General features: G+C 34.3%; 15 protein-coding genes, 1 other RNA gene and 1 pseudogene. 10 read left to right on the top strand and 7 right to left on the bottom strand.

The genetic code is table 11. The features are described 5' to 3' along the window. Positions 1 to 38 precede the first annotated feature (38 nt). Positions 39 to 1,355, top strand: a complete 1,317-nt coding sequence (locus tag AASI_RS06980) for a hypothetical protein (RefSeq protein WP_012473412.1) — start codon at positions 39 to 41, stop codon at positions 1,353 to 1,355. Between the two features lie 123 nt (positions 1,356 to 1,478). Here AASI_RS06980 and trpS read toward each other — a convergent pair whose 3' ends face one another. Genes trpS through leuS form a run of 3 tightly spaced genes read right to left on the bottom strand, consistent with a single transcriptional unit; the run spans position 1,479 to position 5,780 of the window. After that, entirely contained in the window at positions 1,479 to 2,447 is a 969-nt protein-coding gene (gene trpS, locus AASI_RS06975; RefSeq protein WP_012473411.1) for a tryptophan--tRNA ligase, read from the bottom strand. 14 nt (positions 2,448 to 2,461) lie between these two features. Next, a complete protein-coding gene (locus AASI_RS07770; RefSeq protein WP_012473410.1) occupies positions 2,462 to 2,980 on the bottom strand; it encodes a hypothetical protein in 519 nt (172 codons plus the stop codon). A 28-nt stretch (positions 2,981 to 3,008) separates the two neighbouring features. Beyond that, entirely contained in the window at positions 3,009 to 5,780 is a 2,772-nt protein-coding gene (gene leuS / locus AASI_RS06965; protein ID WP_012473409.1) for a leucine--tRNA ligase, read from the bottom strand. A gap of 863 nt (positions 5,781 to 6,643) precedes the next feature. Between leuS and ssrA the strand changes: the two genes are divergently transcribed. Then, positions 6,644 to 7,013, top strand: a transfer-messenger RNA (tmRNA) gene (gene ssrA, locus AASI_RS08445). A 50-nt stretch (positions 7,014 to 7,063) separates the two neighbouring features. Continuing rightward, positions 7,064 to 8,686: a hypothetical protein gene (locus tag AASI_RS06960; RefSeq protein ID WP_012473408.1), complete on the top strand. Its 1,623-nt coding sequence runs from the start codon at positions 7,064 to 7,066 to the stop codon at positions 8,684 to 8,686. 121 nt (positions 8,687 to 8,807) lie between these two features. Here the strand turns inward: AASI_RS06960 and AASI_RS08440 are convergent. The 4 genes and pseudogenes from AASI_RS08440 to AASI_RS06935 form a co-directional block, all read right to left on the bottom strand. After that, positions 8,808 to 9,568: pseudogene (locus tag AASI_RS08440) on the bottom strand (IS5-like element ISCaa9 family transposase). 437 nt (positions 9,569 to 10,005) lie between these two features. Continuing rightward, entirely contained in the window at positions 10,006 to 10,470 is a 465-nt protein-coding gene (locus AASI_RS06945; RefSeq protein ID WP_083758858.1) for a JAB domain-containing protein, read from the bottom strand. A gap of 374 nt (positions 10,471 to 10,844) precedes the next feature. Then, a complete protein-coding gene (locus AASI_RS06940; protein WP_012473407.1) occupies positions 10,845 to 11,615 on the bottom strand; it encodes a TatD family hydrolase in 771 nt (256 codons plus the stop codon). Between the two features lie 15 nt (positions 11,616 to 11,630). Beyond that, positions 11,631 to 12,152, bottom strand: a complete 522-nt coding sequence (locus AASI_RS06935) for a metallophosphoesterase family protein (protein WP_012473406.1) — start codon at positions 12,150 to 12,152, stop codon at positions 11,631 to 11,633. A 248-nt stretch (positions 12,153 to 12,400) separates the two neighbouring features. Between AASI_RS06935 and AASI_RS06930 the strand changes: the two genes are divergently transcribed. The 7 genes from AASI_RS06930 to AASI_RS06900 all read left to right on the top strand — a co-directional run bounded on the left by AASI_RS06930 (position 12,401) and on the right by AASI_RS06900 (position 22,096). Next, the gene (locus AASI_RS06930) at positions 12,401 to 13,072 is read left to right on the top strand and encodes a zinc metallopeptidase (protein ID WP_012473405.1); all 672 of its coding nucleotides are present in this window, start codon (positions 12,401 to 12,403) and stop codon (positions 13,070 to 13,072) included. Between the two features lie 194 nt (positions 13,073 to 13,266). After that, the gene (locus AASI_RS06925) at positions 13,267 to 13,467 is read left to right on the top strand and encodes a DUF378 domain-containing protein (protein WP_012473404.1); all 201 of its coding nucleotides are present in this window, start codon (positions 13,267 to 13,269) and stop codon (positions 13,465 to 13,467) included. Positions 13,468 to 14,357: 890 nt separating this feature from the next. Further along, a complete protein-coding gene (gene mazG / locus AASI_RS06920) occupies positions 14,358 to 15,194 on the top strand; it encodes a nucleoside triphosphate pyrophosphohydrolase (RefSeq protein ID WP_012473403.1) in 837 nt (278 codons plus the stop codon). Positions 15,195 to 15,424: 230 nt separating this feature from the next. Then, complete coding sequence (locus AASI_RS06915) at positions 15,425 to 16,129, top strand: cell division ATP-binding protein FtsE (RefSeq protein ID WP_012473402.1); 705 nt, start codon at positions 15,425 to 15,427, stop codon at positions 16,127 to 16,129. Positions 16,130 to 16,137: 8 nt separating this feature from the next. Continuing rightward, positions 16,138 to 17,064, top strand: a complete 927-nt coding sequence (fmt, locus tag AASI_RS06910) for a methionyl-tRNA formyltransferase (protein ID WP_238541589.1) — start codon at positions 16,138 to 16,140, stop codon at positions 17,062 to 17,064. A 94-nt stretch (positions 17,065 to 17,158) separates the two neighbouring features. Then, a complete protein-coding gene (gene frr, locus AASI_RS06905) occupies positions 17,159 to 17,719 on the top strand; it encodes a ribosome recycling factor (protein WP_012473400.1) in 561 nt (186 codons plus the stop codon). Between the two features lie 549 nt (positions 17,720 to 18,268). Beyond that, positions 18,269 to 22,096, top strand: coding sequence for a hypothetical protein (locus AASI_RS06900; RefSeq protein WP_012473399.1), 3,828 nt, complete (start codon positions 18,269 to 18,271; stop codon positions 22,094 to 22,096). Positions 22,097 to 22,125: the final 29 nt, after the last annotated feature.

Below are 22,125 nucleotides of genomic sequence, written 5' to 3'. Positions count from 1 at the left end.
ACATAAACAAGTATCAACTTATTCAACTCTATTTATTTATGGTAAAATTGAAGATCAAGCCGGGTAATGTGCTAAGACAGGTATATACTTTATTTTTTTCAATGCTGGTACTATTACATACCAGTTGTGGTGAACGCCCAGAGGAAGATGCCATCAAAAATGCACAAGAACAACTTAATGAACAGTTTCGGAATGATAATGATAATCCTCAAACACAATTTCAAAAAGCACTTCGAGCAATAGGTGATAACTCAAATAACGACGAAAACCAAAGAGAAGGATATACTAAAGTGGCTTTAGAAATTATAGAAAACTATTCAAAAGATCTAGATACAGAGCCAAAGTCTCCCAATAATGCATTAAATCTTGTATTAGGTGCCATGAAGGAAGTTTCCAATGGAGCTAACGTACTAAGAGTCCTTGAGCATACAAGAATTGAAAAGTATATAAGGATTTTTAAGGCACTTTGTAAAAAAGGCGTTAGGTTAGACGATACAATACTAAATCTTCTTACAGTTAGCGCAACAATCGATGATGGAATAGAAATTCTATACTACCCTTTGGTAGTTTTGGGTGCACTGAACGCTGATGCTACTTCTATATCTCCTAAAAAAGTTCCATTTAAACAGAAGGGTATTGTTAAAGAAAATATACCTATTTTATGGTGGGCACTTAGGAATCCACAGTTAAATATGGAGCTTAAAAAAGAAATGGTAAAAATCTTGGTAGAGCCTAAAAATGTACCTATGATCAATGAGATTTTTACCATTCCAGCTAAATATAGTAAAGATAGTGCACAAAAATTAACACCTGCTATGTATATGGCATATCATGAGCATACAACCGCTGATGAGCAAAATGCTAATGATAGTGCTAAAATGTTTGAGTATTTCTTAGATAACCCTGGAATTAAGTTACTTGAAAAACCAGAAGGAGAGGATTCAGCTGTAGGCACGTTAGGGCTAAACGGCGCGCCACTTTTAAGTTTTATAGTATTTAATGCTACAAGGGATGTAGTAAAGTTTCGGGATAGATGGTTGGCAGTATTGGATAAGGCACTGGCACTGCAATCGGGAGATTTGGGTGATCCAAAAAATCCTAAAAAAACTAAAAAGCCTATCAAGGAATACGTACAACATCATATAGATCCATATATAAATCAAGAAGGAAGTGGTCTAAACGAAAATGAGCAAAAGAGGCTAATAGAGGTACGTGCCAGGTTAGAGGAATATATTGGCGAAACTATTCCTCCAACTAAAGCTAAAACACATGATAGTAATGGAAATGGCAAGAAAGAGGACAATAACAAGAAGCAAAAAAATAAGAAGAATAAGGGTGGCAAAGATAACAGTTAAACAAGCCATTAAATAGATTAGTAGTAAATAGCCAGAAGTCTTTCTTAACCAAGTTAGTAATGAAAGATTTTTGGCTATTTACTTTTTAAAAACTAGCTATTATCACGCTACAACTATATACACTTAGTATCCTAGCTTGCCACGTATTGTAGACAGCGTTTCAGTAGCTACAACACTTGCTTTAGCTTCTCCGGACATCAGTATTTTTTCCAAATTGCTTATATCGGTTATATATTGAGCAAATTTTTCTCTGGCAACAGCAAACCTTTCTAAAATAGTAGCAAAAAGTTCCTCTTTAGCTTGACCATAGCCATACCCGCCTGCTGTATAATTCTTGCGCATGGTATCAATATCTGTTGTGTTAGCTACTAAACTATACAGTTTAAAAACAATGCAGGTATCTGGATCTTTGGACTCTGCAACAGACTTGCTGTCTGTTTGTATACGCATAACCAACTTTCGAAGCTCTTTTTCTGGTAAAAAAATATCAATAGTATTATGATATGATTTACTCATTTTCTGTCCGTCTATGCCAGGAACGGTTGCTATAGAGTTATCTATTAATGCCTGGGGTAAATGAAAAACAGGACCATATTGTTGATTAAAGCTGGTGGCAATATCACGAGTAATCTCTAAATGTTGTAGCTGATCTTTCCCAACTGGTACTATATCTGCATGATATAGTAAGATGTCTGCTGCCATCAGTATGGGGTAGGTAAACAAGCCAGCACTTACCATTGACATACGGTCTGCTTTATCTTTAAATGCATGTGCATTGGCTAGCATAGGGTAGGGGGTAAAACAGCTTAAATACCATACTAGCTCGCATACTGCTGGTACTTTAGATTGTCTATAAAAGGTGACTTTTGCTGGGTCAAGCCCCAAGGCAAGCCAAGCAGCAGCAGCAGCATATACATAATTTCTTCTTTCTTGAGAGTCTTTAAGGGTAGTCAGTGTATGTAAATCTGCCAGAAAGATAAAAGTGTCATAGGTCGGTTTGGCAGCCAATTCTAAAGTAGGTAACATGGCACCCAGTACATTCCCCAAATGGGGCCTTCCTGTACATTGAATGCCTGTGAGTATACGTGGCATAATTAAAAATGTGATTAGTTGGTTTTAAAAAATTTATACGTATAAGTGGCAGCTCTTCCCATAGACAAACCAGCTAGTAAGCCTGAACTAGCCGTCTTAAAACAGTTTACTGGTAAGGTGAAAAAAGTAGGATGTACAGCGTGCATATAGTCCCAAAAGTAATTTAATACAAAAATACCTAGCAGTAGAAAAAGAGTAATATAGCCACCTGGTAGTGTAACCGATTTTGTGGTACGATCGATTATAAGCTGTGTATTTCTGAAAAATAGCCAACTCACTAATCCACCTAACACAACAGAAGCTAGATAACTATACCACATTGTTGATTGCATAGTATTAGGTTGCTTAAGTAGGCCGGCTACAGATAACCCAGTAATAATAAGTGGAAGTATAAATAATTTAGGAAGCCATATCGTTTGTGGCTTGATAGCTTTAATGCCTGTATAGAACAAATACCATAAGAGAATCCATACTTTTAAGAGAATCCATACTTTAAGGGGTGTGCCTGTAAGTATATTAATAATATAATTCATGTTTATAAAAAGTTATTTATATAATAGCTTAGATTACAATATTAACCATTTTGGAAGATATGACAATAACCCTTTTTATCTGTTGTCCTTGTATCCATTTTTGAATACTTTCATGAGTTAATACTTGCTCTTCTATTTGTCCTTGAGGCATGTCAACAGGGAAATTAATTTTAGCACGTACTTTGCCATTAATAGCAATTGGGTATTCGTAAGTTTCTTCTTGCAAGTATATTTCCTCATATGTTGGAAAAGGAGCTTGTGCGATACTATGCTGATGGCCTAGTATTTCCCAAAGTTCTTCAGCCAAATGCGGAGCAAAAGGAGCTAATATAAGTACCAAGTTGGTTAGTGCCGCCCGATTATTACACTTAAGGGCTGTAAGTTCATTAACACAGATCATTAAGTTGCTTACGGCTGTATTAAAAGCATATCGCTTAATGTCTTCTTCTACTTTTTTAATAGCCTTATGTATAGCCTTTTGCACTTCTTTAGTAGGCACTTCATTGGTAATTATCGCCCCCTTTTCTAAGTAAAATAGCCTCCATACCTTAACTAAGAACCTAAATACACCTTCTATACCATGCATATCCCAAGGCTTGGCTTGTTCAATAGGTCCTAAGAACATAGTATATAACCTTAAAGTGTCTGCTCCGTATTGCTCAACTACTGTGTCTGGATTTACTGTATTATATTTTGATTTAGACATCTTTTCTACCTCACTACCACATATATATTGTCCGTTTTCCAATACAAAAGTAGCGGTCTGCAAATCAGGACGCCAGTTTTTAAATCTTTCGAGATCTAGTATATTGTTTTTTACTAAATGAATATCAACATGCATCGCAGTGGTTTCATATGCATGCCGTAAGTTATAGCTTACAAACTGATTGGTTCCTTTAATTCTATACACAAAGCTAGACTTGCCTTGTATCATCCCTTGGTGAATAAGCTCTTGAAACGGTTCTTCTATGTTCACATACCCCAAGTCATATAAAAATTGAGTCCAAAATCGCGCATAAAGTAAATGGCCTGTAGCGTGTTCTGCTCCACCCAAATATAAGTCTACTGCTTGCCAGTAATTCTGTGCTGTTGAGCCTACAAAGCTTGCTTCATTATTAGGATCCATATACCGAAAAAAATACCAACTAGATCCTGCCCATCCTGGCATGGTGCTTAGCTCTATAGGATAACCTTCTTTGGTTTTCCAATTAGGAGCATGCCCTAGTGGAGGCTCACCAGTAGGAGTGGGCTTGAAGCTTGCTAAAGATGGTAGTTCTAAAGGAAGCTCTTCTGCTGGAATAGGATATGGTATATTATTTTTATAGTAAATAGGAATAGGTTCTCCCCAATAGCGTTGCCTGCTAAATATAGCATTACGTAGTCGATAGGTGGTTTTTTGCTTTCCAATACCTAAGGACTCTAACTTTTGTATTGCTTGCTTGGTGGCTTCCTGTATAGAAAGACCATTCAAGAATTGAGAATTAAATAAGCTGCCTTCTCTTGCTTCATAAGCTGATTGAGCAGTGTCTCCTCCTGCTACTACTTGTATAATAGGTAATTGAAAATGTTGTGCAAAAGCATAATCTCGGCTGTCATGTGCAGGTACACCCATTACAGCTCCTGTTCCATAGCCTGCTAACACGTAGTCTGCTATCCAAATAGGTAAGGGCTGCTTAGTAAAAGGATGAATAGCATAAGCACCTGTAAACATACCAGTAACATGATTAACATCCGCTAGTCGATCTCTTTCAGACCGGTTAGTAGCTTGAGTAATATAAGTATCTATAGCAGCTTGTTGCGTACCTGTACTAATGAGCTTAGCTAATGGATGTTCGGGAGACAGTGCTAAATAGGTAACACCAAATAAGGTGTCGGGTCGCGTAGTAAATACAGGGATCGTATGCTCTTGTCCATTAGCTATTACTGTAAAATTGAGTTCAGCACCTATCGACCTACCTATCCAGTTACGTTGCATTTCTTTAGTGGACAAGGGCCATTTTAGATGTTCTAAACCAGCTAGTAGTCTATCTGTATACGCAGTAATACGCAAACTCCATTGCTTCATTTGTTTACGTATAACAGGATATCCGCCTCGTTCTGAAAGCCCATCTTTTACTTCTTCATTGGCTAATACGGTTCCCAATTCAGGGCACCAGTTAACAGTGGTATCTTCTAAAAATGCTAAACGATAGGCAAGTAAATGCTGTTGTTTAGACTCTTCATCCATTGCTTGCCATTCTTTGGCAGTAAATAAAGACACTTCTTTATCACAGCTAGCTTGTACTTGTTGATTGCCTTGTTGGTCAAATAAGGTTATAAGTTCATCAATAGGCCGAGCCTTTTGTAGAGATATATCATACCAACTATTAAACAATTGTATAAAAATCCATTGTGTCCATTTATAATAAGCTGGCTCGCATGTGCTAATGCATCTGTCCCAGTCATAAGAAAGTCCTAACTGGCAAAGCTGTTGCTTATAGCGCCCTATATTTTTAGCAGTAGTTATAGCAGGATGTTGTCCTGTTTGAATGGCAAACTGTTCTGCAGGTAAACCGAATGCATCAAACCCCATTGGATGAAGTACCTGGTATCCTTTGCTTCTTTTATACCTAGCCACAATATCCGAGGCAATATAGCCCAGTGGGTGGCCTACATGGAGTCCCTCACCAGAAGGGTAAGGGAACATATCTAAAATATAGTATTTGGGCTTGCTAGGTTCTATGGTTGTACGAAAGATTTGGTTATTTTTCCAGTATTGTTGCCATTTCTGCTCAATGGCTTTAAAATCATAATGACTCATGCCTATCTGTTATACTGCTATAAGTTGGTTGATAGGCAAAGATAAGTTGTTGTAAAAATTTTACCGCATACTATAGAGCTTATTCAAGTAATATAACTGTAAACTGATCATTGAATTTTATTGCAAGAAATCTCTGTTTACCCAATGGCTTTCTTACCTTGCACTTTAGGATGGTTTAGATTTTTTCACATTTTAAATTAAACGAATATGATCAAAGACTAACAACTAGAATGTATATAGTGGATAATTTTTATTAATATTTGCCTATAGTTGTGGAGGCAGTAAGCCGGGGAGGTGCTTCAGCTCAAGGAGGTTTGGATCAGCAGGGCCTAATCTAGATAAGATATAAATTGGATATAAGATAAACTTAGATAGTTCTAAGAAAATTAAAAAAGAAGGCAATAAGGTTTACTATAAGGTTCCAATTAGGACAAATGTTATTATTACGGCAAAGGTTACAGGTTGGCAAGGTGTAATGATAAATTGGATGCCGAATGCTACCCAACTTTCAGGATTAAAGATATTTATATAATAAAGATGAAAGTAATACTTAACATTTCCATTATAAGAAATCCATAAAGAATGGTAAAGTGGTTTTGAGACTACCTCAGGAAACATAGATAAGCTAACTTGGAGTTATACTGCTGAAAAAAAGAGTCTGTAGAGGTATTTGGAAAACCCATATTTTAGATCCTACCATTTCTACAAATAATCTTGTTCATCAAGAAAAGTTTTTTGTTATTAATTGAAAATAAGCATTGTTAATATATCAGATCTTTAAGCTATTTTGTTTGTAGTAATACTTGCTTGCACTGTTGCAAGTTATGTTTTATTTTTGTATAAAATATGCTCTTTGAAATTATGGGGTCGACTGGATTTGACGATAAGTTCAGATGCAATGTAAGCATGCGAGGTGTTGTAAGTAGTACCTCTTATAACAAACTTTCACTATTATAATTGGCAACAATCAAGTAGCCCTTGCTGCCTAATTGATAATTAGGTAAGCAACTGTCTCGCTAACCTTTTGTTCTGCAAGGTTAGCATAGAGGCATCATCTAGTAGAACTAGCTATAGTAGGTTACGTGATATTATAGCGAAGTTGAGCGCGTATAAGGATTGTTCTAAGGTATGTAACTAACCTAGGAGCATCCCGACAATAGATAGTTACTAAGCATGTAGAAAGCATTGTTTTTGCTTGTTCGGACGAGGGTTCGATTCCCTCCGACTCCACTTTCTCTTTATACATCTCTTTAATAATCTTTATTCCTTTTCTAAAACTATATATGAGTGATATCAATCAAAAAGACCATTTAGTAATGTTAAATGAGTCGTCCAATGAAGCTGTAGTTCCTATAGAAAAAAACAGGGCAAGCGCTAAATATTTTAGGATTCCTTTTGCAGCTTTTCTAGTATTGTATCTTTTTACAGGAAGTTATTTTAAAATTTACTGGTTGTATTGTAATTGGAAGGCTATTAAAAGAGCAGAAAAGCATAATATTTCTCCATTTTGGCGTTCTATATTTGCTGTATTCTTTATAGATGAGTTTTTTGAACATGTTTTCAATTCTGCTAAAAAGCAAGGTTATACTAAGTTTGCAAACCATCGTTTATTAAGTAATTTTTATATTGCTTGTTTAGGGTTAAGTCTCACATTTGGTGTGTTAACAATTTTTACTAGATCATCTATATTATACAATGGTGCTAGCTATAGTAATTTAACTTCTGTTACTATTTGGGGATGGGTATTTGCTATTCTTGCAATTTTGTTTGGGATGGTAAGAGAGCTATGCTTTTATCCTGTACAAAAAGCTATTAATTTTTATCAAGACAAGGTTGAACAGGAAAATTTAACAGCGCTAGCATCTAACCCAACATCTCCTGTTATTGGATACTTTGATGTGTCGCCTACTCGGTTCTTAATATTTAATATATTGACGGCAAGACTATATTCACTCTACTGGGCATATAAAAATTGGCAGGCTATTAAACGAGCAGAAAATCGTAATATTGTACCTTTCTGGCGTGGTTTATTTTCAGTCTTTTTTATATACAACCTTTTTAAAAAGATTTACCATTCTGCTAGAGAACAAGGATTTTCTAAAAGCATCCCTTATGGTCAGTTATCTATAATCTATATATTTTTATGCTTATTTTTAATCTTCTTGGCTAGATTTGTTACTCGGTTGCCAGAATATATGTCCGAGTATTGGTATGATATATTTATTATAGGGGTTGGTGTAACATTTGATGTCCTATGCTTCCGTCCTTTGCAAAAAGCAATACACTTTTACAATAACAAAACTATCCGAAATTATAAACCAAGGCAAGGTGTTAGCCGTGGTGAGGTATTAATGCTTATTATAGGTGGACTTTACTGTGTGGTATTATTAAAGGCAAAGCTTGAGGTACCTAAGAAACCTTCTTCTATGGCTTTCACCCAAAGTCTTACGACTTGGAAAACTTTTCAACCTGCTTCTAAAGCTTTTGAGATCAAATTTCCAACACAGCCAAGTTACGAAAAGGAAGAATTGCCTATTGAGGATACTAAACTAAAAATCAAGTATGAATGTTATGAAAGTACAACTGACCAAGGAGTTAACTATTCTGTCAGCCATATGAACTATCCAGCAGATGTAGAACTTACGGAATTTGATTTAAACAATTTTATAGAGGATATTGTTCAATCTTCTTCTAGCAATAAGCTTCTTAACTCGGTAGAGTCATATGTTGGTAAGCATAAAGCAGTAGATTTTTTAATACAAAATAGATTTGTCTATATGAGAGGTAGGGTTATACTAGTAGGTCAAACTAAATATTTGCTTATGTCGAGTTATGCAGAAGAATCTTATAACGAAGAACAGTATAAAAACTTTATTAACTCTTTTTCCTTAAAAGAAACACTTTAAGTTGTACAGTAAGTACTTTAGGTTAGTACGCGCTCACAGGTCTACTACCTTTAGAATGAGCCAAAACACATATTTTATTGGCAACTAGCTATAAGAGGCTGTCTAAAAAGCCAAAATGGAGTCATAAAAGCCGCTTAAGCATGATTCTAATCATAACAATTTTAATATGTGTTTCAGAAGACTTGGGATTATGCTCGTAATCTTTAGAGAGCCTCCTAGAAAAACTCAGCCAAGCAAATGTACGCTCGACTATCCATCGCTTTTTTAGAATATGAAACCCATTTGAGAGCCGTTGTACAACTTCTAAAGTATAACCTAGCACCCCATAAGCCCACATTATACATCCTTTCTGGTATCCTCCATCTACCCATATGTGTTTAATAGAAGGGAATGTATTAAAAAGGCGAATAAGCAAAAGATGACATCCTCTTGAGTCTGATAAGTGAGCTGAATGTACTACCACACAAAGTATAAGCCCCAGCGTATCAACAATAATATGCTGCTTACGGCCTTTTACTTTTTTTGCTGCATCATAGCCTCTCGACCCCCTTTTTGTGCTGTTTTAACCGAGCGGCTATCCATAATGGCAGCGCTAGGTATGGCTTGTTTGCCCAACTTTTCTCGTACTTGATCTCGAAGTGTATCATGGACTAAGTCCCATTTACCATTTCTTCGCCAGCGATAATACAAGTCATAAACACTTTTTCAGGGTGGAAAATGGGCAGGTAGCATGCGCCATTGACAGCCTGTTTTTTCTAAATAGAAAATAGCATCTAATACTTCTCTTATAGTGTATTTACGGGGTCGGCAAGGACCTATGTAAGTAACTAATGGTTCTAACACTTCCCATTCCTTATCTGTTAAATCGCTAGTGTATGGCATAGCTGTTAGTTTAAAGTTCACTAACTAATTTTATAAAGTTTTGTCTGCTTTTCCTATCTAAATTACCCTTTTTAGACAGCCTCTAAAAACTATTGTTGATGATTAGTATACGGTTAATTTTATAGTTGCTTCGTGCTTTATTTTTATTCTTAGCAACCAAGTGCTTTTTTATACTTTAAATAATGTGTTTCCAGCATTGACAGACCCATGAATGCGTACTTAGATTAAAAATAACCACAATTGTCAAAAGATCAATAACTGGCTACTTATACCTTTAAAATGTTTTGATGATATATATAGCGTTTAGCTGTATTGTGCAAAATATTTAATTTATAGTTTAAACTGCATTTGCCTGGCAATCTTAATGATACTCTTCTTTGCTGATTTCCCTTTTCAAGTCCTATTGCTTATATCTTTCTAAGCTCTTTCTCTACTTTTTACGATCTTATTCTGTCTTTCTTTTTAAGCTCCGCTTGCTTTTGCTCGGAATACTGTTTTTTTAACTCATACGGAGGTACATATTTCTTGCTAGTTTCTAAAAGATCTAAAAAGCCAGAAGCTTTAAAACCTAAGTAACTGTTTTCTGTACTAACAATATAATCTAAGACAGGGGTATTCATGAATTTGCATGCTTGGATGAGGTGATCTACTAAATCTGTATCCTGAACAGACAATTTTATCTCTTCGAAAGGATGATTATGTACTAAGATTACTCCTGCAGCTATCTTTTGCAAAGGAATACTGAGAACGTCCGGCTTTACAACCACATTACTTGAATTCTCCATTGATACCAGTTCTAAACTAAGGATTTGGTTATCGTTATTCAAAGCAATAACCCAAAAATGCCCTTTAGATTTATTTAGTTTTTTTCTCTTGCTAGAACGAGCTGCATGAGTTCCTATATGTCTGAATCATGATGTATGGTTAACTTGTCTGTATTAGCAGTAGGTTTCATAATATCAGCATTATTATTAGTTTAAAATAAAGTACATTATCTGTTTAATATAATGCATTATTTATAATTTGAAATTTGCTTTGATTCTTTACTCCACTTGATATTTTCATCTCAGGAATAATTCATAGAAGGTTTTTTACTAAAGGTCATTAGACGCCTTGTAATATGGGAATTGGTTTGTGCGCGTACATCTAGTTTAAATTGCCTTATAAGACATATTATATCAACATGCTTTCTTGTACTTATTACTGTATGAATTTTCTGCCTTATCTATAGTTTAACTAATAAATCTAAAATATTAGATAATTAGCTTTAGGCTTATTATGTTATTCCAAATATCTTTTTTGCATTGGCTGTAGTAACAGACGCTACAGTTGCTATATCTACTTGCTTGCTAAGTGCAATTGATGCAGCAATATATGGAAGGTAGGTAGCCTCATTTCTCTTTCCTCGGTACGGAACAGGCGCTAAATAAGGGCTATCTGTTTCTAGTACTAAATGCTGTAAGTCAATTTTTGCAATTAATTCTGATAATCCTGCATTTTTAAAGGTGATAATGCCTCCTATGCCTAGATGAAAGCCTAGTGCTATAATCTGTTCTGCTTCAGCTAATGAACCGCTAAAACAATGAAATACTCCTCTAAGATTGCTATCTTGGTGTTTTTCTAATAAGTGTATCGTTTCCTTAAAAGCTTGTCGAGTATGAATTACAACGGGTAGATGGTACTGTTTAGCCCAGTTTAATTGTATGCTTAAAGCTTCTTGTTGTAGAGCTTGATAAGTAGTATCTCTATATAAATCTAGTCCAACTTCGCCTATGGCTATAAAAGATCGTTTGTTTAACCAATATTCTATTTGATATAGTTGCTGTTGGAAGTCTTCTTTGATATAGCAAGGATGAATTCCTATCATAGCTGAACACAATGTTGGATGTTGCTCTTCTAATGCCAACATAGGTTCTATACTATTAGTATCAATATTGGGTAAAAGTATTTTGGTAACACCTGCTTGTATACTTTGTGAAATAACTTGATTTCTATCCTCTGAATATGCTTCATCATACAGATGTGCATGGGTGTCAATAAATTCCATCATTATTTATAGATTTTACAGTTGGCTGTCTGTTATGCGGTAACTTCTAGGACCTAACTCTATGGCTTGCATATTACTTATCTTTGCCTGTTGAATATCAAAACGAAGTATGGTGCGTACTTGGTGGAATCCATATCTGCCAGCAGCACCAGGATTAAGGTATAAAACGGGTGGATGCTTTTTGTCGTGCATAACCTGTAGAATATGGGAGTGTCCACATATGAATATATCTGGTAGTTTTTGCTTAAAAGTTTTTAAAATATCAGGTGTGTAAGTAGGTGGCCTACCACCTATATGAGTTATCCATACATGCAATCCTTCACAAATAAAATTTTGATGTCCAGGATATTTAATCCTTATTTCTCTGCCATCAATATTACCATATACAGCTCTTAGAGGCTTGAAAGCTTCTAGCTGTTGTGTAACTTCTATATTGCCAATATCGCCTGCATGCCATATTTCGTCACAGGATTCAAAGTAATTAAATACTTTAGAATCTAACCAACCATGCGTATCTGAAATTAATCCGATTTTCATAAGTTTGGGTAATAAATAATGGTTCCATGTCTACTAGGTGCATAAAGGCCCTTAATTTAGGCATAAATTTATGTATAAAAAACTTTTGTATATTTGATAAAATAGAGAAATTTTTAAGAGCATCTATTTAAATAAATGCTTCATATTATAGTCTTTACTTGACTGCCATATCAATACTCGGCACGTATATTGCGTATATCATTCAATATGTAAATGGATATGTTAAACTAAAAAATTATAAGAATTGTATGAGGATTATTAGTATTGTTATTTTCTTACTGAGCTTGTTAATACACCAAATCTTAAAATGGAAACTTGCTAGGTATGCTAGTATGCAATTAAGATCTGGCTTGACCGGTGCTGAAATAGCTGCTAAAATGTTGCAGTATTATGGAATAAGGGATGTGACGATTAGTTGTACACAAGGCCATTTAACAGATCATTATAATCCTGTTAATAAAACAGTGAATCTAAGCGAAACAGTATTTTATGCGAGTAATGCAGGATCTGCCGCCGTAGCTGCTCATGAATGTGGACATGCGGTTCAGCACGCCAAAGGCTACGCCTTTTTAAAATTTCGTTCTGCTATGGTACCATTATTGTCGTTTACTTCACGATACATGATGTGGATTATTTTAATAGGTATTTTTCTTGCTAGGACTACACTTCTACCTCTAGAGATTGGTATCGGCTTGTTTGCTGTAACAACGTTATTTACTTTTATAACTCTGCCAGTAGAATTTGACGCAAGTAGAAGGGCGTTGGCTTGGATAAATCAGCAAAATATAGTAAGTAGCCAGGAATATACTGCAGCTAAAAATGCATTGTGGTGGGCAGCAATGACCTATGTAATGGCCGCTTTAGGTTCTTTAGCAGAATTATTACATCTCCTATCTATTTTAAATAGAAGAAGAGATTAATTGGTATATTAGGTAGATAAAAAGAAAAATGTTATTAAATTGTGTTGACAACAGACGAGGGAAAATAGAAGATGATATAAAGGTGTGTGCTGTAGTATACATAAGCTTATGTATTAATTATATAGGGTAGAAGATATATAGGGTAGAAGAATGTAATAGTTTAGATGAGGTAACAACTAAAAAATCAGATAATTATGACAACAAAAAAGTATATCCGTATAGCTGCTGTAATTTTGACAATTATTGGTGCTTTAAATTGGGGCTTAGTAGGATTAGCAAAATTCGACTTGGTAGCTTATCTGTTTGGAAGTTTAACCAATGCTTCTCGAATTGTATACAGCTTGGTAGGTTTATCTGGCGTTTACATACTTAGTTCAATAAAAAGATTTGTATAGCGCTAGTAGCCGGTTACATATTTATATATTAGCAATAAGCATAATAGTTAGACAAGTTTGTGCTCTTAGTGTTTGTTAGGTAGCTAGCTTAGCTCTAACAACCATGTAAGATATGGTATGCTAAAATAAGTTTTATAGCTAGGCTATGTGTTTGCTATTAAAACCTTCAACAGTTACTGACTTCTTGACTATTCACAGTCTATTTCTTCTGATTTAGTTTGTAGAAAAGTTGTGAAATATTGTCAGTTAATAAGATTATCAAGTAAATATGCTGCAATACTTTTTTGCAATTGCTATAACTCCTTATAAATAAAATATTATAATATATAAAGAGGAGATTGATTACGTTGCATTTACGGAGGCTAAGTAATCATAGAATAAGCAAAACATATTACATTAATCATAAGAATAAAACTTTGTGTATGCTTTCAGAGACCAACTGAAAGTAACATTTCTTCTTTTAACTGAAAGAGGTATCTATATGCTTAAAGTTAAGTAGCTGCCAACTATAAAAATGACTATATACCAACTGTACACTATGCCTTTAGTAGGTGTTTACTAAATACAATAGACATTTTTATCAAAATTTAAGGGACGCAGATCGCTGGCTACATGCAATTCTTACTAAAAAATAGTTTAGCAAAAAAAATCTTTATGCCAGGCTCCTAACTGTATAATAAAATTCCATTCTATTCTTGCTAAGCTTACATATATATTTATGCACAAATTTTTCAATTTTATGCTACCTAGAATTAGTATTATATTAAATTAAAAGTTAAATTTCTTAGTAATTATATTATTCAAAAGGTTATTTATCCTCAAATCTATACAAGAAAGAGCTTATCTGTTATTTTACTAATTTCGAAGTTTGATTTTAAAAACTATAATTTATGGCTATAGAAGAAAATTTAAATGAGTCTTTACAGGCTTTTAGTAGATTGTTAAAAATTATAGATGACTTAAGAACCAAGTGCCCTTGGGATCAGCAGCAGACCATGAGTAGTCTACGGCCTATGACTATTGAAGAGACTTTTGAACTTTCTGAAGCAATATTATCAGAAAATATGATAAATATTAAGGAAGAGCTGGGAGATTTATTACTGCATATACTTCTTTATACTCGAATTGCTACTGAAGATAACTCTTTTACTACAAGCGAATGCATTAATGCACTTTGCGACAAGCTTATACATCGCCATCCACATATCTACCAACCTCATCAAACAGCAGTGAATACACTTGATGTAAATAAAAACTGGCAAAAGGTAAAACTAGCAGAGAAAGGACGTAATTCTATCTTACAAGGTATTCCTAATTCATTACCAAGCTTAAGTAAAGCCATGTGTATACAAGATAAAGCTTCCTCGGCTGGGTTTGTTTGGAAAACCAGGGAAGAAGCATGGGGAAAGGTTAAAGAAGAAATACAAGAGTTAGAGGATGAAGTAAGGAATAGCAATGAGGTAGATTCTGTTAACACACAAATAGAAGATGAATTAGGCGATGTACTTTCTTCACTTATTACTTATGCATGTTTTATTAATGTAGATCCAGATAGGGCATTAGAAAAAGCTAACTTAAAGTTTATAAGACGTTTCCAATGTGTAGAACGCCAATTAAAGGAAGATAACAAGGAATTAAGCACTCTCTCAATAGAGGAGATGGTAGCTTATTGGAAGCAAGCCAAGGCTCAGTTACACGCTGTAGCTAAAGAGCAAATTCCTAGCTAGAATTTTTAGCAGGTTAGTTTTGTATTAGTACACATTCTAGTATGCATTTGTTATTTTAAGCTTGAAAAATAAGTATATATATTCGACCTGAAAGTTTGTATGAATTATAAAGTATAGCTTAAATTAGCACTCATAAAAGGTTCTTAAGAGCAGCAGGTACTCTATTTACTCAATTAAATAAAAAAACCATTCGCCTGCTTATGTGTACGGCGAACTAATACATTACTAAATTGTATCCAATTATACATATAAAGGGCCTTAATATTTATCAAGGGGATAAGCTTGTTTTAAAAAATATCAATTTTAATATCCATAGAGGTGAATTTATATTTTTGATTGGTAAAACAGGTAGTGGAAAGTCTTCTTTGCTAAAAACCTTATATGGAGAGCTGCCTTGTAGATTTGGTAAAGTACAGGTTGCTGAATTTAGCCTACACACAATTATTCCAGCTCAGCTTCCCTTCTTGCGAAGAAAACTAGGTATTATATTCCAAGATTTTCAATTGTTGACCGATAGAACAGTAGAAGAAAACTTAGCTTTTGTATTAAAAGCTACAGGATGGAAGCAAAAGACAGATATAAAAAATAGAGTAGCAGAGGTGTTGATGAAAGTTGGGTTAGACTGGGCTGGAAAAAAGATGCCCTACCAACTATCAGGAGGTGAACAACAGCGTACAGCTGTTGCACGTGCTTTACTCAATGACCCTGTGGTATTACTGGCTGATGAGCCTACTGGCAACTTAGACCCAGAAGTAGCTAATGAGATTTTAAATTTGTTTTTAGAGATTAACAAAGCAGGTACAGCAGTGCTAATGGCTACGCATAATTATGATTTTCTGGACAAGCAGCATAGTAGAGTGCTTAAGTGCGAAGATGGATATTTATTAGATACCTTGCCCCAAGCTAATATAAATTTAAACATACCGAACTTTTAACGATAAGTATGGACTATATGTCTGACGTACGAATTATATTTATGGGCACACCAGAATTTGCTGTGCCTAGCTTGGATGCCTTGGTAGCATATGGATATCCTATAGTAGCAGTAGTAACTGCACCAGATAAGCCGCAAGGGAGAGGCCATAAAATACTTCCCCCACCTATTAAAGTAGCTGCTGAACAGTATGGTATACCTGTTTTGCAGCCTACCAATTTACAGAGTCCTAGTTTTCTTGAAATTTTAGATAGTTATGAGGCTAATTTATATGTAGTGGTAGCTTTTAGGATGTTGCCTAAGTTAGTATGGAATAAACCATCTTTAGGGACTATTAATCTACATGCTTCCTTATTACCTCAATATAGAGGCGCAGCACCTATTAACTGGGCTATTATGCAGGGTGAGTTAACAACTGGCCTTACTACCTTTTTTATAGAAGAAGCCATTGATACTGGTAATATTCTATTACAAGACAAAGAGCCTATTTATGAAATGGATACAGCAGGTACCTTGTCAGAGCGTCTTAAATATAAAGGTGCTAATCTATTGTTAGAAACAGTACAAGCCATAGCATCTAATAATTGCAAAGCTGTTCCACAGTCAAATGTTGTACTACATAAGGCTCCTAAAATTTATACAGAAGATTGTCAAATAAATTGGCACCAATCCACTGCTAAAGTATTTAATTTTATAAGAGGCTTGTCTCCTTATCCAGGTGCATGGACTATTTTAAATAATATACATACCAAAATATTGTTGGCACATCCACTACCTATCCCTACCTGCTCTCCGGGTGAGTTCTGTTCTGATAACAAAAACTATTTATGTATTGGTACACAGGATGGCGCCATTTCAGTAGAACAGCTCCAACCTGCCGGGAAAAAGTTGATGGATATCCAATCTTTTTTAAGAGGACATAGACTTTTTAGCTAGTAGAATTATTTTTTTATCAAGATTAAAAAATGACTATATTAGCTAACATATAAACAGGTCTAAAAATATAACTCTATTATTAAAGGCAACTATTATGGATGAAATTCAAAAGCAGTTAGATAAATCCGATCAGCTGATGCAAAAAGCTTGTACGCATACGCAAATAGAATTTAGTAAAATTCGTGCTGGAAGGGCTATGCCAGATATGCTAGATGGTATTAGTATTTTATATTATAATGCTATGACCCCACTTAACCAAGTAGCAGCTATTACTACTCCAGATGCAAGAACACTAGTTATTAAGCCATGGGAGAGAAAATGTATTCAGGAAATTGAAAAGGCGATTGTTAATAGTAAGCTAGGACTTAATCCACAAAATGATGGAGAAGTGGTTAGGATTATTGTTCCTCCACTCACCGAAGAACGTAGAAAAGATCTGGTAAAACAAGCAAAAAACGAAGCAGAAAAAGGTAAGATTTCTATAAGGAATATTAGAAAAGATATTAAGGAAACATTCAAACATCTACAAAAAGATGGTGCTTCTGAGGATACTATCAAAAGAGCAGAAGAAAAACTGCAAAACTTGACTGATAAGCATATTCATAATATTGATAACCTCTTAACTCATAAAGAAGCAGAAATATTAGAAGTGTAGGAATTATTAAGATTTTAGTTGTGGTAAAACTTAAAACATAATGTAATGGAGGTAGCTATAAAGCTGTCTCCGTTACACATCTTCTGAACCATTAAACTAAATTAAAAGTGGTTTTCGATACCATCTACCCACACTAGCTAGCTATAACTTAATAGCAATCTCTATAAAAATCTCAAGAAAATGAAAGCTATTTTTAACGTATTAGAAATAGGTGGATAGGATAGATGCTAAGGCTAAAAAATTTATGTTTGGATGGTTTGAGAAAGAATATATCAAATAAAGCTAAAAATTTTCTTATTGACATATCATTTTAATTTTTGCATTATTTACTATCTGGGATAAATTGTTAGCTTTTAGCATCTACCTTCTTTGTTATGATCATATTCTTTTAAGTACTTATGTTTACCCTAGACCTATTACAAATAAATAGTCAAAAATATAGCATACTATATCCTTATATATTTTTAAGTTCACATACTAGTATTTTTCTAGAACCATACTTTATTTATATGCGGGTGTTAAAAACTGTCACTCAAACATTTTATCCCTATGCCAAGAAACTTTAAAAAGCATCTTCTTTTAAGTCAAGTATTTATCTTAGCTCTACTTAGTAATATTATCTCTTGCAAATGTGGTAATAAAGAAGATACTATTGGTGATCTTACCTTTAAAGTAGAGCCTCGCAGTTTATCAGAAACTAACACAAATACCATAGTCACTTTTCAGCTAACAGAAGCTCGCAAGCAAGCTAATTTAGGAAAATTTCAACTAAACGTACGAATAATCCAACAAGAAGGAGGGTCGGGCAGTCAGCTAAAATATCAAAATGCTGAAGGAGAAAAAAGAAAGGTAGAAGAACTAACCGAACAACTGAGTCATTTTACTTCATTAAACAGTTTAAAGGATAGTAATTCTTCTTTAAAAATAGACTTTAAGGTAAAACCTGGTAAGGGGGTTACACTATTAATATATCAATTTGAGGCTTTTGATGCGGAAGGAAGTTTGATAGATAGTTATCCTGTAGAATATAAACCTGAGAAGCTATTCCCTACTCTTAGTTGCAAGAGTGAAGAAAACATGGAAGGGGAAAATAAAGAAATTAAATTAAACATCCATAACCCTAATAACGAGACCATAGCAGCTGGTACGCTTAAATTACAAATAACGCGGATCCAGGGTACAGAGGCTGAAATAGTAGGAGCTAATTCTACAATTATCCCCACTACCTATGAACTAGAAATAGGAGAAGCTATAGCAGGTACCCAAGACCTAGCCAAAAATTTGTTCATAGACTCGAAAACTGATTTTGAGGCTACCTTTAGCATACAACTAATTCATCAAAGCAAAATACGAAGCAATAATACTATAACTGTAAGCTGGGAGCAAGGTATGTTACTTAAGCTAGATGTGGACTATATGGGAGATCCACGTATACTTAGTTATAGTACAAAAAATGTTGGTACAAAAGATGCAAAGAATGTAAAACTAGCATATAGGAGTAAAACGACAGGTGTTCAGTTAGCTGGTATGTCGCTTAGTGAGGGGGAATTCAAGGAAATAGTAATAGGAGATATAAGCAAAGGTGCCAAAAGGGAAAACCAGGTCTTAGGAGAGATAGATTTTGGTACTAACCAAAGTGCTGAATTTGAATTTAAACTGATCGATGAAGCTGGGAAGGAACAAATTCAGAAGCTTACTTTTTATGCTTTAGATATACAATTAAGTATAGAAGGGTTAATTTACCATAATAATATGGTGACTTACCAGATAAAAAATCAAGGAAGGGATATGGCAGGAGACGTGCAGGTACGCTACACCAATATCAGTAAAAATGATCAAGAAAGGGAAGTTACATTAGCTACTAAGGCCACAGCGACTACAGCAAGTATGAGAATAGATAAAGTGTCACCTTTGGTAAGTCTTTCGGTCGATTTCAAACAAGCAGATGAAGCACTATTTCGCTTTGAGATACTTTACAAAGGTAAGCCAATTAGCCATGGAACAAAAGATTTACCTATTAAGGCAAAAGAGGTCAACCTAAAGCTAGTTCCTATAGGTCTAGTTACAAATGATATTTCATTAACAGGAGATGAGAAAGTATTCAAATGTAAGATAGAATTAGAAGCTGATAGTAGGCCTGTTATAGGTATAGACCCTAAGTATGTAGCTATAGCTATCAAGAATAAGATAGGTAACAGTAGTTTTATAACAAAGAATGCTCGAGATAAAGTAGATATCAGTCAATTAGGGGGTGTTGAGTTAGGTAAAATTGGGGATGATCTAACGTTATATATAGATCAAGCTAGAGCAAAAGAAGCGGAATTCGAGCTAATACTTAGTTACAAAAATAAACCTCAAGCCACGCCACTAAGTGTAAATTGGCAAGAAGATAATATCAAAATACAAAATTTGGCTTCATTTGTAGGCAATAATGAAGCTAGCTTCACACTCTGCAATAATGTAGCCGCTATCGATCCTAGTAAGCTGACTATAGAATTAACTAGCGATGCTAATAATAGTTTTACATTAATAAAAGCTGATAAAACTATTGGGAATAATAGTATGACCCTCGACCAATTAATTGGAACTGACCAAGTAGCTATTAATGTTTCAACACATCCTATTCGGTTCAGGTTAGCTAAGGCTGTTGATAGTGTTGATGTAGACCGTGTTACCATTACAGTAAAACGTGGCACAACTGAACTAGCTAGCGAGCAAGCAAAATGGAAAGCTGAGGAAGCTAGTTTTGAAGTTAGAATGGAAAATCTTGTGGAAAATAGGTGGTTTGATGATACTACAGCTATTCCTATTACAATAATAAATAAAGGACGTACTATAAAAACGGACCAAATACAAATTAGGCTTATTCATGAAAAAGGAATTAAATATAAGTTAGGTAATGTTAGCGAGGATAAGATTAACATAAGCTTATCTTCTATTCTAGGAGAAAGAATTTCCTCTGAATGGACAACAATAATGCCTCACACATTTAGTTTAGAATTAGATGGAATATTGCCTACAGATAAATATGTCGCTCAACTTAAATTACAAGTTTTTTACAAAAATGATTGCTTGTATACCAAAGATTTGATCTGGATTAATAAGCATCAATTTAGCCAAAGCTTTGATGTACTTAAAAAAGAGATAAAACAATTGCAAATCAATTTTAATACAAATAAAAAGGATGTGCAGGAATTCTTAAAAAAGAATGACTATGATAACTGGTTCAACAGGGTTTCTAAAATTATTGCTGACAAGGAAGAAGCTAAGGATATTCAGATAAGAGCTGTAGACTTAGTAAATAAGCTCAATGCTGAGGTTCAGCGTAATGAGAAAATCCAAGTTGAAACTGAAATTATTCAAGTTGCTGAGCAAATTGGTGTTGATGCTGATAGTTGTGATTTAGATGCTTTTGAAATGGTAGACCAACAGATTTCTACTTCTCTCAAGAATTCTGAGAAAAATGCTACTGAAGCTGCTTTGAAAGTTGATGAACTTAACAGGCTTTTTATAGGAAGTTCTGGACTTATGGAAACGATTGGAGATGTTATGCAATATGTTAATAATACTGTTTTTATTGAGCGTGAGTTGAAAAAAAGTAGTGAAGTGTTAACTCGTATTGAGAATTCTACTAATATTATTTATGGTGAAGTTATTAAAGAACGAATCGATCAAGCTGAAACTAAGTGCAAACTTATTACTACTAATAATAAAGCTGCTGTAAACTCTGTCATGGAAGCTTTGTTAACTGTTGTTAGCAAAAATAGGATTAACATCGAAGAATTTAAAGAAGTAATAAATATAAATAAAGCGCATGTTGAAAGTTATTCCCAAGCAATTAATAATTATTTTGATAATAAAAATACTTCCTTTTTTAAATCAATTGATCGCGAGATTGAAAATAAAATTAAAGATCTCTTTTCTGGATTTAAATTAAATTTTACCGACTATGATACTAAGGCCTTTTCAGCTTGTAGACTTGCTGAATTCATCTGTTCAGAGGCCAAAAATTGCTTTAATGCAGGTGCTTCTATTGACTCAGAGGTTATTGATAAACTTAATAATCTCAGAAATGAAATTCAAGAAATTTACAAATCCCTCATACGAAATGTAAAAGAAGCTTATGATACAAGCACAATGGCCGTTTCATCTATCCTTACTAAAGTTGAGCAAGAACTTTCCGAATTAGAAAGGCAAGAACAAACTAAGCTCATTCAGCAACAAATTCAACATGCAATAAAAGTTCTTGGATGGATCGATAAATTTTATGTAGAAAATAAATTTGATGAAAATACTGGATTGGAATTGCAGTCCAAAGTTTCGGAAATAATAAGTAAGCTAGATAGCCTAGATGAGCTTTCACTTGTTTGGGGATAATAATTCCTCTAGACTGAAAACTAAGACTA

Source organism: Candidatus Amoebophilus asiaticus 5a2, assembly GCF_000020565.1.
In the GTDB taxonomy this organism is placed as follows: Bacteria; Bacteroidota; Bacteroidia; order Cytophagales; family Amoebophilaceae; genus Amoebophilus; species Amoebophilus asiaticus.
This window is presented reverse-complemented; position numbering and strand designations above follow the sequence as displayed.

Bases quoted from the DNA above. Each gene is read 5' to 3' on its own strand.
- leuS (WP_012473409.1), bottom strand. From the start codon at position 5,780: ATGAGTCATTATGATTTTAAAGCCATTGAGCAGAAATGGCAACAATAC.
- fmt (WP_238541589.1), top strand. From the start codon at position 16,138: ATGGACTATATGTCTGACGTACGAATTATATTTATGGGCACACCAGAA.
- frr (WP_012473400.1), top strand. From the start codon at position 17,159: ATGGATGAAATTCAAAAGCAGTTAGATAAATCCGATCAGCTGATGCAA.
- AASI_RS06925 (WP_012473404.1), top strand. From the start codon at position 13,267: ATGACAACAAAAAAGTATATCCGTATAGCTGCTGTAATTTTGACAATT.
- AASI_RS06935 (WP_012473406.1), bottom strand. From the start codon at position 12,152: ATGAAAATCGGATTAATTTCAGATACGCATGGTTGGTTAGATTCTAAA.
- AASI_RS06940 (WP_012473407.1), bottom strand. From the start codon at position 11,615: ATGGAATTTATTGACACCCATGCACATCTGTATGATGAAGCATATTCA.
- AASI_RS06900 (WP_012473399.1), top strand. From the start codon at position 18,269: ATGCCAAGAAACTTTAAAAAGCATCTTCTTTTAAGTCAAGTATTTATC.
- AASI_RS06960 (WP_012473408.1), top strand. From the start codon at position 7,064: ATGAGTGATATCAATCAAAAAGACCATTTAGTAATGTTAAATGAGTCG.
- mazG (WP_012473403.1), top strand. From the start codon at position 14,358: ATGGCTATAGAAGAAAATTTAAATGAGTCTTTACAGGCTTTTAGTAGA.
- AASI_RS07770 (WP_012473410.1), bottom strand. From the start codon at position 2,980: ATGAATTATATTATTAATATACTTACAGGCACACCCCTTAAAGTATGG.
- trpS (WP_012473411.1), bottom strand. From the start codon at position 2,447: ATGCCACGTATACTCACAGGCATTCAATGTACAGGAAGGCCCCATTTG.
- AASI_RS06980 (WP_012473412.1), top strand. From the start codon at position 39: ATGGTAAAATTGAAGATCAAGCCGGGTAATGTGCTAAGACAGGTATAT.
- AASI_RS06930 (WP_012473405.1), top strand. From the start codon at position 12,401: ATGAGGATTATTAGTATTGTTATTTTCTTACTGAGCTTGTTAATACAC.